The organism is Cohnella sp., from assembly GCF_041640265.1.
Taxonomy (GTDB): domain Bacteria; phylum Bacillota; class Bacilli; order Paenibacillales; family Paenibacillaceae; genus Cohnella.
Genome location: NZ_JBEQAP010000011.1, coordinates 25760 through 39765 on the forward strand (window position 1 = coordinate 25760; position 14006 = coordinate 39765).

General features: G+C 46.2%; 15 protein-coding genes. 1 reads left to right on the forward strand and 14 read right to left on the reverse strand.

Features of this window, described 5'->3' with window-relative positions; genetic code table 11:
* Window positions 1–284: 284 nt before the first annotated feature.
* Genes ACESLK_RS10570 through ACESLK_RS10590 form a run of 5 tightly spaced genes read right to left on the reverse strand, consistent with a single transcriptional unit; the run spans window position 285 to window position 4339 of the window.
* Window positions 285–1274, reverse strand: coding sequence for an aldose 1-epimerase (locus tag ACESLK_RS10570; protein ID WP_373229397.1), 990 nt, complete (start codon window positions 1272–1274; stop codon window positions 285–287).
* A 56-nt stretch (window positions 1275–1330) separates the two neighbouring features.
* Complete coding sequence (locus ACESLK_RS10575; RefSeq protein ID WP_373229398.1) at window positions 1331–2050, reverse strand: alpha/beta hydrolase family protein; 720 nt, start codon at window positions 2048–2050, stop codon at window positions 1331–1333.
* Window positions 2016–3263, reverse strand: a complete 1248-nt coding sequence (locus ACESLK_RS10580) for a M48 family metallopeptidase (RefSeq protein ID WP_373229399.1) — start codon at window positions 3261–3263, stop codon at window positions 2016–2018. The genes ACESLK_RS10575 and ACESLK_RS10580 overlap by 35 nt, the downstream gene beginning before the upstream one ends.
* A 51-nt stretch (window positions 3264–3314) precedes the next feature.
* Window positions 3315–3971 carry a bacillithiol biosynthesis deacetylase BshB2 gene (bshB2, locus tag ACESLK_RS10585; protein ID WP_373229400.1) on the reverse strand — a complete coding sequence of 219 codons (657 nt, stop codon included), beginning with the start codon at window positions 3969–3971 and terminating at the stop codon, window positions 3315–3317.
* 23 nt (window positions 3972–3994) lie between these two features.
* A complete protein-coding gene (locus tag ACESLK_RS10590) occupies window positions 3995–4339 on the reverse strand; it encodes a YojF family protein (protein WP_373229401.1) in 345 nt (114 codons plus the stop codon).
* A gap of 124 nt (window positions 4340–4463) precedes the next feature.
* Here ACESLK_RS10590 and ACESLK_RS10595 point away from each other — a divergent pair, with 124 nt between their 5' ends.
* Window positions 4464–4802, forward strand: coding sequence for a L,D-transpeptidase (locus ACESLK_RS10595; protein ID WP_373229402.1), 339 nt, complete (start codon window positions 4464–4466; stop codon window positions 4800–4802).
* Between the two features lie 22 nt (window positions 4803–4824).
* On the opposite strand, the gene ACESLK_RS10600 is transcribed toward ACESLK_RS10595, so the two are convergent.
* From ACESLK_RS10600 to ACESLK_RS10640, 9 genes are all read right to left on the reverse strand, one after another.
* On the reverse strand, window positions 4825–5637 hold the full coding sequence (locus ACESLK_RS10600; RefSeq protein ID WP_373229403.1) for a carbohydrate ABC transporter permease: 813 nt from the start codon (window positions 5635–5637) through the stop codon (window positions 4825–4827).
* Window positions 5634–6542, reverse strand: a complete 909-nt coding sequence (locus ACESLK_RS10605) for a carbohydrate ABC transporter permease (RefSeq protein WP_373229404.1) — start codon at window positions 6540–6542, stop codon at window positions 5634–5636. The genes ACESLK_RS10600 and ACESLK_RS10605 overlap by 4 nt, the downstream gene beginning before the upstream one ends.
* Before the next feature lie 63 nt (window positions 6543–6605).
* Window positions 6606–7931, reverse strand: coding sequence for an ABC transporter substrate-binding protein (locus ACESLK_RS10610; RefSeq protein ID WP_373229405.1), 1326 nt, complete (start codon window positions 7929–7931; stop codon window positions 6606–6608).
* 97 nt (window positions 7932–8028) lie between these two features.
* Window positions 8029–9663, reverse strand: a complete 1635-nt coding sequence (locus tag ACESLK_RS10615) for a response regulator transcription factor (RefSeq protein WP_373229406.1) — start codon at window positions 9661–9663, stop codon at window positions 8029–8031.
* The gene (locus ACESLK_RS10620) at window positions 9656–11455 is read right to left on the reverse strand and encodes a sensor histidine kinase (protein WP_373229407.1); all 1800 of its coding nucleotides are present in this window, start codon (window positions 11453–11455) and stop codon (window positions 9656–9658) included. Before ACESLK_RS10620 ends, ACESLK_RS10615 begins: the two co-directional genes overlap by 8 nt.
* A gap of 66 nt (window positions 11456–11521) precedes the next feature.
* A complete protein-coding gene (locus ACESLK_RS10625; protein WP_373229408.1) occupies window positions 11522–12598 on the reverse strand; it encodes a lactonase family protein in 1077 nt (358 codons plus the stop codon).
* A 103-nt stretch (window positions 12599–12701) separates the two neighbouring features.
* Window positions 12702–12905, reverse strand: coding sequence for a capping complex subunit for YIEGIA (locus tag ACESLK_RS10630; RefSeq protein ID WP_373229409.1), 204 nt, complete (start codon window positions 12903–12905; stop codon window positions 12702–12704).
* On the reverse strand, window positions 12902–13813 hold the full coding sequence (locus tag ACESLK_RS10635) for a YIEGIA domain-containing protein (protein WP_373229410.1): 912 nt from the start codon (window positions 13811–13813) through the stop codon (window positions 12902–12904). Before ACESLK_RS10635 ends, ACESLK_RS10630 begins: the two co-directional genes overlap by 4 nt.
* Window positions 13813–13989, reverse strand: a complete 177-nt coding sequence (locus ACESLK_RS10640) for an XdhC family protein (protein ID WP_373229411.1) — start codon at window positions 13987–13989, stop codon at window positions 13813–13815. The genes ACESLK_RS10635 and ACESLK_RS10640 overlap by 1 nt, the downstream gene beginning before the upstream one ends.
* Window positions 13990–14006 lie beyond the last annotated feature (17 nt).

Sequence of the window (14006 nt, forward strand, 5' to 3'; positions counted from 1 at the left end):
TTGATTGAGCCCGGATTCTGGAAATGTATGCGAAAAATCATATACATTCTCTGTATGTGTACGTTCATGATAAAACTGTCCACAATTAATCGACAGCCTCATTTTGCAACAATGGCGGGGGGCGCTCCGGCTTTTTCTCTCAATGTCGCGTTTTGCGACTCTGACAATTGCCGGCAATCGTTAAGCATTGTGTTTAGACATACGTATCTGCCCTCGCAGAAAAAAACCGGCATAACAGCTGCAACGAGCAGCTGTTATGCCGGCTTTTAGTTAAATTCTTCCGATTATCTTATATACATACGAGTTGCGGCAGACCACTTCTGTCCAGGCTCTAAACGAATGAGCCCCGTCCTCTCAACAGGCAGCTTTACGTTGGGAGCATTCACCATGCCTGTTTGCGGTTCTGGGCAGAAAAACTTCCCGTTCGCAGCAGCATTATAAACCATCCAATGCTTGTAGGCTTCTCCAGCTTCATATACAAAAGTAACATTCTCACGTTTGTCATACAGCGTCATGGCGTTAGTGCCTGCAGCTGATGCGGAGTAGTGATTGTCGAGAGAAGCAAAATAAGGACTGCCTTTGCCTGCCTTTAAGAGCAATTCTCCTTCATTCAGAGGCTGCGTGCCGCCGGTCGGCAGCATACGTCTGTCCAGCTCCCAACGGTCTTCGATGGATAAACCGCATTCCAGATCAGATACGCTGCTCCCCGGAGCAAAAGGTGCATTCAAACTCGTATGGAATCCCAGCATGAAGGGTAACGCCAATTCGCTTTCATTAACGGCATCGAAGGACTGAGTGAGGCCTTTATTTGACAAAGAAAAGGTTTGCGACAAGGTCATCGTATGAGGGAAATAGTTAAAGTCCGGGTGCTGTTCGTCAAACCGCAGCTTTACTGTCACCGTGCTTTCCTCATCTGTACTGCCGAAGCTAACGACCTCCCAAGGAGATTGGTAGACAAATCCATGGAGATGATTCCCAGTTTCCTGCTCATTGATGGGGAAGCTGTAAGCTCGGCCGTCAAACTCGAAGACGCCTGCATCATACCGATTGGGCGGGAATAACACAGGAATCCCATGCACCATTGGACGCTCGATGAAGGATGACCAATCTGCTCCTTCTGGTTCGCGAATAAAGCGGAAGCCGCGAACATCGTCTCGAAGGGAGACTAGGTTACCCCCTACTCTTGGCAACAACACTGCTGAGTAGCTGCCATGCTTTAGCAATATGGCTTCTTCACTTTCGTATTTCCCTTGCTTTGCATAATTCGCTGTCATTTTAATTTCCTCCATTTACTAAACGATCTCTATGTATCGATAAGATTATTATACTATTAACTGAAAAAAGGATATAGCCATTGCTCGATAGCTTCCAAAGTAATGTCAATGTTAGACTTTCCAATCGCATTTACGTACGGAGCACGGTCACGAAAATAATCTGGATGGCCCCCGATAATAGGTAAGCCTTGAATATTCACAGGAGCATGTTTATCCGCCTGCCAGATTGGAAATCGGCGTAATTCGGAGCTCCATCCACCGAATGTGCCAAGTCTCGAGACAAGATCGCGAGATTTCCCTGTCGCATATAGAGATAATACCGAGCTCTGTAAGTTATCTGGGATGCGGACTCTTGGGGAGCCGATCATCACGACCTGGGAAGGTTCAGAGCCGATATGTTTCTCTAGCATTAGCTGGGCAGCATGCACCGCGGCCACACCCCCGCCGCTATGACCAATGAAGATCGTTCTGTGGCTTCTATCCATTGGAAGCTGTGACAGGATAGAAGAAAGCAAGCGATTACCTCCAATGGAGTAGGAGAAACGAGAGAAGCTTAGTCTCATATCATACCTTATTTCCCATAATTGAGGCACTACTCTCCTGCTCCAATCGCCATAAGGAAAGAGAAGCTCTGAATGCACGCTCCTTCCGGATTGCGCCAGCTTCTCATGGAGTGCAGCGCGAAACTTCTCCATGAAATGAGGAGCTGTCGCCACTCCGGCCATTAGGTAAACATAGATTTCATTTCCCTCTACGCCGTTCGAAGCTCTCTGCATCTATAATCCTTTCCATATCGCTTGGATGGCTGTCTCGGAACCACTTAACAAGAAGCGGCGGGTTCACGTCGCTCAGCACCGCCACCGCCAATTTCTGATGCATGGATACGGAGCCCTCTGCACTTCCGATTAACTCCATTGCATACTGATCAGCGGATGCCTCTGCTTGCCGGGATATGTAATTGGTGATCGGTAATGAAGCGAATGATAAGACGGAGAGCATGAGCAAAATGAGAGGCAGAGCAGTCATATCAGACAAGGAACGTATTCCCCATGCCAAGCCCCGCTTGCGTACTATTGCTTTATACACCCAACTCCCAATAGCTAAAAGGATAAAAGAGGAAACAACTGCGCCCAGCGCACTCCATTCGAGATGATGCTTGACGTAATGCGCCATCTCGTGCGCCATGATGAGCAGCACCTCCTTCTCATCCAGCCTCTGCAAAGTCGTATCCCACAACACAATCCGCAGTGACGATCCTAGGCCGTTCACATAGGCGTTCATCGCATTTGTTTTTTCCGACATGTCCACTTCATATACGCGATTTGCCGGAATGTCCGCCTTGTCTGCAAGTGCAAGTATTTGTTGTTCCAGCTGAGGGTCGGATAAACGTGTGAATTGATTATAGATAGGGTCAATCACAACCGGCTGAACGAACATCATAAATACAGTGAATGGAATGGAGATGAGCCATAGCTTGAGCCACCAGCGGCCTCCGCGTGAGATGAGCCAAAATGCGACAGCGGAAACTGCTAACATCGTCAGGTAACTTATCCCGAATGCGATCAGCTTATCCCGAAGCCAGCCTATTGCTGATTGCGTGGTGATTCCGTATGCTTTCGACAGGTTATGGCCAAAGACACGCAGCGGAAAATAGAGGATGAAGGACACAGTATGAATAAGAAGCACATAGGCAGGAAATCGAATGTAGATTGGTATATTAATCCTCTCTAAGGTTTCTCTCCAGCTTCTCGCAAGTCCCGTTGAGAGCAGGATTACATAGATCAGCCATTCCCAAGGACCACTTATGAAGAAGATCCAATTTCTCATCGCATTTAATTCTTCACTATTCTGTAATTGCCTGGTCGTGAAGAAGGTGGCAGGATCTGCCGCGCTTCCTTCGTATATCTCAGGTACATGCTGGGGAGAGGTATACCAAACATAAACAGCAATAGCTAGTCCATAACAAACGAACAAAAAAATGTACCTCATATAAGCTGATCCCATTCGAGACAATGGTGTGTAAACCTCCTTCGCTCCACATTATGGAAATCGGTATGTCCAGAATCGTTCTGTTCCATACCGCTCTTGTATCTCTTTATCGTTCAGCTTTTTACTGCCTAATAGCTCAGCAGCCTGGAATTGAGAACGATGCGCCTGAATGGACGCCATCTTATGATTAAGATAATCGGATACATCATTAATAATGTCAGGTTTGCCGATTGTATGCTCCTGATTTTTGGCAAAAGCCAAACAATGAACAACGGGTTTTGGATCTTCGGTTAACCTTGCAATGGTCCTAATCACGGCAGCACCGCATGCATCATGATCAGGGTGAACACTGTAACCCGGATAGAAGGTAATGACCAGCGACGGGTTAAGCTCCGATAAGAGCTCGTTGATACTGCCATCCAGCTGATCCTGGTCCTCGAATTCAATCATTTTATCATGAAAACCAAGCATTCTTAAATCCTGTATCCCAATCGCTCGACAGGATGCTTCCAGTTCAAGCTTACGAATTAATGGAAGCGTTACTCGGTTAGCAAATGGGGGGATGCCCATATTTCGGCCCATTTCTCCCAAGGTTAGACATGCGTAAGTGACTTGTGCTCCATTCTCCAGATGCATAGCTAATGTGCCTGATACACCGAAAGCTTCATCATCCGGATGGGGCAATATAACCAGAATGTGTCGTTCCATACAAGGGTTCATCTCCTCCTCCATTAGAAGGGTACCGGGCTTAATTGCAAAGAAACAACCAGCTTTCCCTGAGCATCATGGCCAGCCATGATCAATCTATTGGTCTCGGCTTCTTCATAGTGGGTAAGACCTTCTGAGTATACCCAACCCTGCTGCATCTTCAAGCCTAACCTATATGGACCACTGGCAGAGATCGAGCCATGGGAATATCGAATTAATGCATTCGTAATGAAGGTAGCAGCCGGATGCTTGGTCTGATCTAGATGAGCAGCGTATGCTCCTGAGGTCATCTCCAGATGGATATATAGATCTTGATCCTTAAGGTTATCGAGAATTCGAAGCACATCTGTTTGGTTAATGAGCTGCATCCTTTTTCCTCCCAATATGACTAGTTGGCCTAGGGTCTTTATGCGCATGAATTGATTTTAACATATACAAGTAGTGCTCACTATGATCTCAGCAGCTGCATAATTATAACGAGGAGGGATTCGCATGCCCAAATACCGAATAATCGTTGATTTATCCGATCGCCAGCTCTATTTGCTTGATGGCAACATTGTCATTCGAGCATTCCCGGTTGGGATTGGTAAAATGCTTACGCGAACCCCAACCGGAGTGTATACGATCATAAACAAACAAGCCAATCCCGGAGGTCCCTTCGGCGCCTTCTGGATGGGCTTGTCTAAACCGCACTATGGTATTCATGGTACGAACGACCCTTCTTCGATCGGAAGAGAAGTCAGTCTAGGCTGTATCCGAATGTACAATTCAGATGTCCTTCAGCTTAAGGATCTCGTCCCGGTTCATACCGTTGTTACGATAAGAGAATGAGTTGCATGTTTGCTCCATTTAATCATCCCTTCATCCCGGAGGTTACCATCCCTTGAACAAAGTACTTCTGAAAGGCGAGGAATACGACAAGTACCGGAATCATGGTTACGACTGTCATTGCCAGCAAGCTGCCCCAGTCAACATCGTATTGTCCGATGAAATTAGAAATGGCCAGCTGGACGGTGTATTTGGCTGGGTCGCTAAGGACGATTAGAGGCCACAAGAAGTCATCCCAGCGCCACATAAACGAGAATATGGCAAGCACGGCCAAGATGGGTTTGGCTATCGGCAGGATGATGCGCCAATAAATCTTCCATTCTCCAGCGCCGTCGATTCTAGCGGCCTCCAGTAAATCATTGGGAACTGTCAGCAAAAACTGCCGCATAAGGAACACACCGGTCGGCGTAGCGGCCGGCGGAATGATGATCCCCCATAACGAATTGTATAATCCAAGCTTGCTGATAACCTTAAAAATAGGAATCATAATAACTTCGATAGGAATCATCAATGTGGAAATGAACAAGATTAATAAGAACGTGCCGCCCCGAAAACGATATTTCGCCAGCGCGAATCCAGCCATTGAATTGATCAGCAATAAGAGCAGCGTCGAAATGAAAGTAACGAATAAGCTGTTCCAGAAGTATAATCCGAAGTTCCCGGTGCCAAAAGCAACTCGGAAATTCTCGAACGTGAAGTTTGAAGGAAATAGAGTAGGGGGCCATTGATACAGCTCATTCTTATCCTTAAAGGAAGAGATGACTACCCAAAATACGGGGAACACATAAACAATTGAGAAAGCACTAAGCAGCAAATAAGTAAGCCTTTTGTTAATCATTCGTAAGACCCCCCTCTCGCTAATCTAAACTGTATGAAAGTAAACAGACCGATAATGGCGAACAAGATAACGGACATGGCGCTTGCAAGTCCTAGCTCCAGCTTTTCGAAGCCCGTCTGATAAATGTATTGCACCATATACGTTGTTTCTTTTCCCGGTCCCCCGCTCGTTAAGGCAAACATCAGTGGATACTGCTTAAAGGCGTCGATTAGCGTTAATATCAATACAAGCAAGCTTGTTGGCTTCAGCAGCGGGAGCGTGATTCCTATAAAAATCCGTGACCGGGAAGCCCCGTCGATTCGAGCTGCTTCATAATAGTCGGTCGGAATCGCCTGAAGTCCCGCGATAAAGATGACCATATAGAAACCGATTCTTGACCACAGTGTAGCAATCACGACCGACATTTTCGCCCAGTACGGATCCGTCAGCCAGCCGACCGGAGGAATCCCGACTTGTTCCAGGGCATAATTCAGAATGCCGAAGCTGCTTCCGAAAATCCACTTCCAGGTCAGCCCAACGATAATGAAGGAAATCATAACCGGCCAGTAGAAAACGGCACGGAACAAGCTCTTGAAACGGATTTCTTGAACAAGGAGCATTGCAATGCCAAGCGAACAAGCGAATAGGAGCGGAACGACTGTACCTGCGTATAAAAAGGTTCTGCCCATAGCCTGCCAAAACTCCGTATCGGACAGCAGCTCCCTGTAATTTTCAAATCCGATAAATTCCATATCATTTAACCCGTCATATTCATTTAAGGAATAAACAAGTCCTAATATCGCCGGGATAACAATAAATGTGGCAAAAATGGCGACATTGGGAAGCACAAACAGATAAGGAGTAATGGCACGCTTAAACTTGGTTATACGATATGAATTTTTTGCAGACTTCGCCGTAACATGCATTAAGCATTCCCCTTTCCTTATTAAAGAAGGCTGCCATAAAGGCAGCCTTTTCCTAGCCAATCGTCATTTGGACTCTTGGATTACCGCATTGATCTTCTCGGCTATTGCATCCATCGCTTCCTTAGCCGTCTTGTGACCGGTTAACACTTGAACGATGCTATCGCGAATTTCCGTCTGAACTTTGGGGATAACTTGTTGTTTGGACCAGTCAAGTCCTGCGTTGGCAGGTGTGTTGGCTAATTCATCGGCGAACACCGCGAACAAGTCCGCTCCGAATTCATAGTCCAGCTTCGCGTTGTCGATACGCGGACTAATGAATAACGATTTGCTCGTATATTTCGCGTTGATCTCTTGGGAGGATAAATATTGAATGAATGCTGCCGTTTCGTCCTCAACACCCGATCCCTTGAAAGCCATTACGTATTTGCCTCCCGGGACGGAAGAGCGTTGTACTTCTTTCGGCGCATAGGTGACTCCCCATTCAAAATTGTCGATGTCCTTGTAGTTACTAATCATCCAATTTCCGGAGAAGTGTGCTGCAACCGTGCCGGTACGGAACAAGTTGTTCGGATTTTCTCCACCGAGCCATACCGATTCCGGCATCAAGCCGTCTTTGTGCAGCTTGACGAAGTATTCAACTGCACGGATACCGTTCTCATTATTAATCGCAGCGGCGGTACCGTCTTCATTAAAAATGCTGCCTCCGAACTCATACAGCATCGTTGACCAACGATGCGGCGAATAGTCCCAAACCATACCGTGTTTGGCTCCGCCTTTGTCTTTCACTTCCTGAAGCGCGACTGCAAATTCGTCCCAAGTCCAAGTTTCATCTCCTGATTGCGGTACTTTGACCCCTGCTTTATCGAACAGAGTTTTGTTGTAGATGAGTCCGTTCGCCGTTACGTCCATAGGGACGGAAACGATTTTGTTGTCGATGTAATAATAAGGCTCAACCGATGAAACGAATTGGGCCATAAAAGCTTTAACGTCACCTACGTAAGGAGTGAGATCCAGTGCCTGGTTCACATATGCCCCCGGATTCGTCAAACGCGATAATGCCGGCGGTTTTCCTCCCGCGATCATTGTTTTCAGCTTTGCGTCCAAATCTTTAAAAGCAACCTCGATTAGGTTAATCGTTACGTTAGGGTTCGCGGTTTGATAATCTTGAATGATGCCTTTCATGACATCGCCTTCTACTCCGTCTGTAAACCATACATAATCAAGCGTAACGTTTTTCTTCTTCTCAGGTTCTGTACTAGGTGAGGCTTGACTTGCCGTACTTGATTCCTGACTTGAGCTTTGATTGTTGGAATCTTTGCCGCAAGCAGCCATTACGAGCGCCAGTATCATACTAAGCACTAATAATAACGTGAGTTTCCTGTTATTCATCTACTACTCCCCCTGTAATTGAATCATAACTTTCCTTGCAAGTCTGATTATATCGGAGAAGCCTCTGTAAGCGCGTTCAATTATTTCGGTTGTTGCTCTATAATATTTTCGGCTTGCTCATGTCATTTTTCTGACGGTAATCGATCGGGCTAAGTCCAGTCGTTTTCTTGAACACTTGGCTGAAGTAGTTCGGATTGGAGAATCCGACCAATTCGGAGACATCCGACACTCTAAGCTGAGGATCGCCCAATAGCTCCTTCGCTTTCGTCATGCGGATTTCGGTTAGATATTCGCTGTAGTTCTTTGCTGTAATTTTCTTAAATAGCTCTGATAGGTAAGAGACGTGCAAATGAAAACGACTCGCCATTCGCGATAAGCTGATATCCTCCTCCGCGTAATGCTCCTGCAAATAGGCAACAACCTGACCAACGACTTCATGACCGCTCGATTGCTGCCCCTGCTCCATATGCCAAATCAGTTTCTGCGCTATGTGGACAAACAGAGCCTCGGCTTTATCCGGCGTCTGGCACTGCCACAAGCTTTCCGGCAATCCGCTGATCATATGCTGCGTTTCCTCCAGCTTCAATCCATGCTTCGATGCCATTCCATCCAGGAATAGCACTAGTCGCAGCACCCGAACGGATAAGGCCTGAAGAGTTAATGTCAAGGTCGGCTCCAGTAAAGTACGAAGAGTACTTCGGAACGTCTGCAGGTCCCCTTCTGTTATGGCCAAAGTAAGCTGCTTCTCAGAAACCGGCAGCAGCTCGAAGCTCTCCGCTTTGAGTTCATTATTCTCAGGCTCTGACCTCGCAGGGTGCAAACCGGTCACCGGTTGTTGCATCCATTGGAGACGGCTTGATAAATAACCTTTTCTCCAGTCGGTCTGACCGCTGACCACCATTCCAATCCCCATCTGCACTCGCACCTTCAGCATCCGCTCCAACTGCGGACGAAACTCGGTTTTCAACCATCGCTCCAGCATTTCCTCGCCGAACGTCTCACATTTCAAGACAAGGTGCAGCAGTTGAGGAGTTGCCGAATCACGAAATACGTGTGCTTCCTCTCCCCAGAGCTGGAGTAATTCATGAGACATGAAGTACACCGCAAGCAGCAACAAAGAATCGGGAGTTGAACCGCTTGCTCCTGAGCGGGTATCCTTGATCTCCAAGGTCACGAATTGGATAAATGTATTGGATTTAAATATCTCTCCTAAACCTAATCTGGCAGCCTCTTTGGAACACTCCTCACCTTCGGCTCCAGCACGTGCTGTCTGGAGTAGAAACTGCTCCCGCAGACGTTGATGATTAATGTCCAGCTGTCGCTTCAGTTGTTTCTCCTCATCCCTTTCCTTCTGTCTGGCATCCAATACGGATTTGATCGTATTCAGACGGCTAGCCAGCTCTTTGCGGACCACCGGCTTTAACAAATAATCGCTTGCACCGTGCTGCATAGCCGCCTTCACATAACTGAATTCCTCATAGCCGGATAGTACAATGAACTGGATGTCCGGATGGGCAGTAGAGCAATTCTGCAATAGACTAATTCCGTCCATAATTGGCATTCGGATGTCGGTAATGATAACATCGGGTCTTAGCATAGCTATCAGTTCCAATGCTTCCTTACCGTCTGCAGCCTCTCCGCATAGCTCGAAACCGTGCTCGTTCCAGTTCAACTTTGCCTTAAGACCTAACCTGATTTGTCTTTCATCATCCACGACAAGCACTTTATACATGATTCGTTCCCTCGCTTATTGGCAGCAAGATGCTGATCTTCATACCCTTGCCAGCTTTGGACTCAATCTCAACTTCAAACTTCTCACCGTAGTACAGCCTGCAGCGCGCCAGAACGTTGCGTAAACCAATTCGGCGCCCCGGACTCCCCAACACACTTGCCGCATCCTGAGTGTGAGCGTCGCGAATAATCTCGCTAACCTGCTGCTCGCTCATTCCTTGACCGTTGTCCTCTACCGTTAGCACCAACCGGTTGTCCCTCCGGGAAGCGGATATATGGATCACCGCATGGCGCATTCGTTCTTTGCTGTATTTCACCGCATTTTCTACCAGAGGCTGCAGGATGAATTTTATAATGGGAACGTTTGCAAGGGAGGGATCTTCCGTAAGCTCAAACGAGATTCCTTCCTCGAAGCGGCATTTAATAATATCCATGTAATAACGGATTTGCTGCATCTCAGCTGAAAGAGTCACAATGTCTGTGTCTAATTTCAGCGAGTTCCTCAACATCTGCCCCAGAGATTCAGTCACGTCAATTAGCTGCTCAGTCTTGTTCTGTGCAGCCAAACTGCCGATAACTTCCAAGGTATTGTATAGAAAATGAGGATTAACTTGCATTAACAACGCTTTATACTCGGCATCCTGTTTCCTCAGCTTTAAGGTAAACTCATCGCGAATAAGCTGATTTAATTGATTCACCATGCGAGCAAACACATACAACAAGTAACCGGCTTCACCTTTTTTCGGTATGTCCAGCTTGTCTGCTGCGTTAAAATCGCCCATTTCCAATCTGCGCATCGCCTGAGACAGCTTCGATAATGGCCGAGTCATTCCAGAGGAAATCCAATATGCTGCGATTATGGTCAGCAGCAGCAACCCCACCCCAATGGAGAGCATCGTGCGACTCGTTTTGTTAATATCCTGGAACAATTCCTTCTCCGTCACTTCTCCGACCAGGAGCCAATCCTGAACGTCTAATTTTCGGTAAAACCAATAACGCACGGATCCTTCTTCATCTTTCAATTGAACGACGTCTTTCGTCTTGCTGGAATTCAGCATAAGCTCCCATTGCTCGCCGTACTCCAGCAGACTTGATCTGGTATTACCCATTTCCGTAATCGTAATTCCTGAGGAATTCACCAACTGAACGCTGCTCCAGTCATTTAATCCGATTTTGGATAAGGGCTGCTTAATAAGGGAGGAAGAAATATTAACCTTAATGGCACCTTGTATTGATAACGTTTCCAAATCAACTAATGGAAACAACAGGCTGTTTATTGGCTTTCTGCTTAAATGATTCGGCTGGTACATATCCGTATGGGAGCTAAGCCAGCTTGGCCCCTTTTCTTTCACATAAGCGTACCAATCTTCGCTATCGTATTTCACGTTCTCGTATACAGAGTCATTGCCGATAACGAACCCTTGTCTGTCATGGAGCGAAATCGAAGCTACATTGGACTGACTCAGGACGACCTGGGCAATGAAATCTTTCACACGTAAATTCAGCTCATAACGTTCTACCTGTGACAGAGACGCATTTGTGCCGCTACGCACCTCAATCCACTGTTGTACGAATTGATTGCCCAATACCTGAAAGGTAATATCTTCGACCTGTTTGCTGAGCATGTCCAAATATCCTGCATATTGTTCCAATGTTTGGGCGGAGGATGATTTAATAATCTGCTCCACGTTGTCTTTGGATTGTTCGGTAAATATCAACACCATCGAGAGGAACGGAACAACTAATAAGAGCGAGAAAGTAAACATCATTTTCGATCTCAGTGTGTAGAACAATTGTCTTTCCTCCCTCCCGGCATTTTTAGTCAGTATATAACTGAGGAAGCAGACGCATCGCCGTTATCAGAAATAAGCGAATTTAATACAAACCGGCATGGAAACGTTTAAGCTATCCCCTGTAGGAGTCAGCTTGCCTGAATATAAGTCTCTATTGAACGTAACGATACTATCGGAATCCCGATTGGCTGCAAGCAGGAAATGACCATCCGGCGATATCGCGAAATTACGCGGATGCTCCCCCATCGTTGAAGCATACTCCACTAAAGCGAGCTGACCGGACAACAGATCGATTTCGTATACCGCGATACTGTTATGCCCTCTATTAGAGCCGTAAAGAAATTTCCCATCTGGAGATATGTGAATATCCGCACAGGAATTTTCACCTTTATAGGAATCTGGGAGCGTAGAAACGGTTTGAATTTCGCTTAATTCACCCTGGTCTTCATCATACGTGAATGCAGTGATGGTCGCATTAAGCTCATTAATTACATACCCATATGAGAGTGACGGATGAAAGACGAAATGCCGCGGTCCTGATCCTGGGGCCACCTGAACTTCTCCATGAGGAATGAATCGATAAGTGCTAAGCTCCAGCTTATAAAGAAAAATTCGATCCAAGCCCAAATCGCAAACTACAGCATAGCGATTTAATCGGTCGATGAATGTGGAATGGGCTCTAGGGCGATCCTGTACGGGAAGAATGCTGCTCCCCTTGTGCCGCTGGATATCGGCGATTGGCCCTATTCGGCCATCTTCAAGCAGCGGCGACATCCCGATCATTCCGCCATGATAACTCGACACCAATAGGCTTTGATTGGTTCGATCCAAAGTGATATGGCATGCAGGTACAGGAACTGATACTTCTATATTTATTAAGCTAAGTTTCCCGCTTGAAGGCTCAATGTCATAAGCAGCGGCTAACCCGCATCTTTGATCCTTCGAATCAACCCCCTCAGCAAGGGTATACAGACGTTTATTGTGCTCATCCACATCCAAGAAGGTAGGGTTCTTTAGGCCGCTGACTTGATTAAGCAGCTCAAGATTTCCGCTTCTTGCATCATACTCGCATGTATATAAACCTGGATTATTCGAGTCGGCATACGAACCAATGAAGGCGAGAATCTTTTCTCTTTTTTTCATTTCACAATGATCTCCCATCCGTCTTGTCATTTATAAATTTCAACAATGGCTTAATACCATTTTAACGGAAATTATCGATAGATTGATAGGCTCATTTTCAAAGCTATTTTTTAATTACCATATAATCACCTGTCGGAAACTGTACAATATCTGCCAAGAAAGCTTTAGCTACAGTTGTCGCAAGACCCAGCAATTCCTCCTCATCTTTTGCTAGCAACGCTAGCGGCCGGCCACCCAAATACCGGTCTTTATCGGTAGTCACAAAAGCCAAAATACCTTGATTTTGATTGTCATTTTCTTTGCTCATTTATACTTTCCTCCCATTACGTTCGCATTTAATAATCGATTCGTTTTCTTTACACTTTCAAGCAAGGGAGTATTCAATATGGTCTCTTTCAACAGTTCGAAGTTATACACGATGGGGACGAGTACAATGATAACTCGTTCATCCATCAAATTTTGAAAACAGTATCGTTTCTTTCCTATAGCCCGGGTGGCTTCAAATAACATCGCCTGGCGTTGGCCGAAATGCTCCAGAACAATGCGGAGATGAGGCTCACGAGGATAAATTACAGCAGCAAGACCTTCCTCCAAGAAAAATTTCTTTGCCTCATCTTCGCCTGCAGTATTGGTAACCATGAGCCCGTCCACGTAAAGCTCGGAGCCTTTGATTTCGATTTTCCCCTGCGTTATGGTCGCGATATGTTTTACTTGCTTGCCGCTGGTAAACCGCCGGAGGAGAACGAATAATAACAGACCTGCCAGGGAACCGGCGGCAACCTCGCTCCAATCAGATAGATTCAAGAGCTGCATCGTCACACTGGTTGCAAAGGCGACAAGCAGAGCAAAGTAATTGCGTGCTTCGAATGTTTTGGCAATACCGTCTATATAAGAGTCGCCGCGAATTGTATACTCGGTTCCTTCCAAGTCCCGCAGACTTTCCCTTTCGGTCTTCCTCACTTCACGAAATTGTTGAATCGCAAGAGAAAGGAAAGTGACAGCGACGAAGTTTTTGCTCATCAAGGTAGGAACAATAAAAGCACCCAGAGTGGCGGCCAAAGCTCCCGTCACAAAATGAATCAAATATCCGTTCGGATGGCTGGGGTATTGTCTATAATCCTGCTTTATGGTCAGGGCTCGTGCTAACGTCCCTATAATAGTTGCCGTAACGATCATCACGAGATACGGCATAGAAATGATACCGTTGCTTTCCATCAATCTGCCTCCTTTTTCGCAAAGCAAGGATTCATAATCCTTCTGTTTAAGAACCCAACCCGCTTACTGTCTTCCGCTATAAACATCATCGTTCCCTCTTTAAGGTAAGCTGAACCTTCTACCTGAATAATAGTAGCTAACAGTTTCTGTCCGTTAGTATTTGACAGCGCCTCCAATTAGATATTGAATAGTC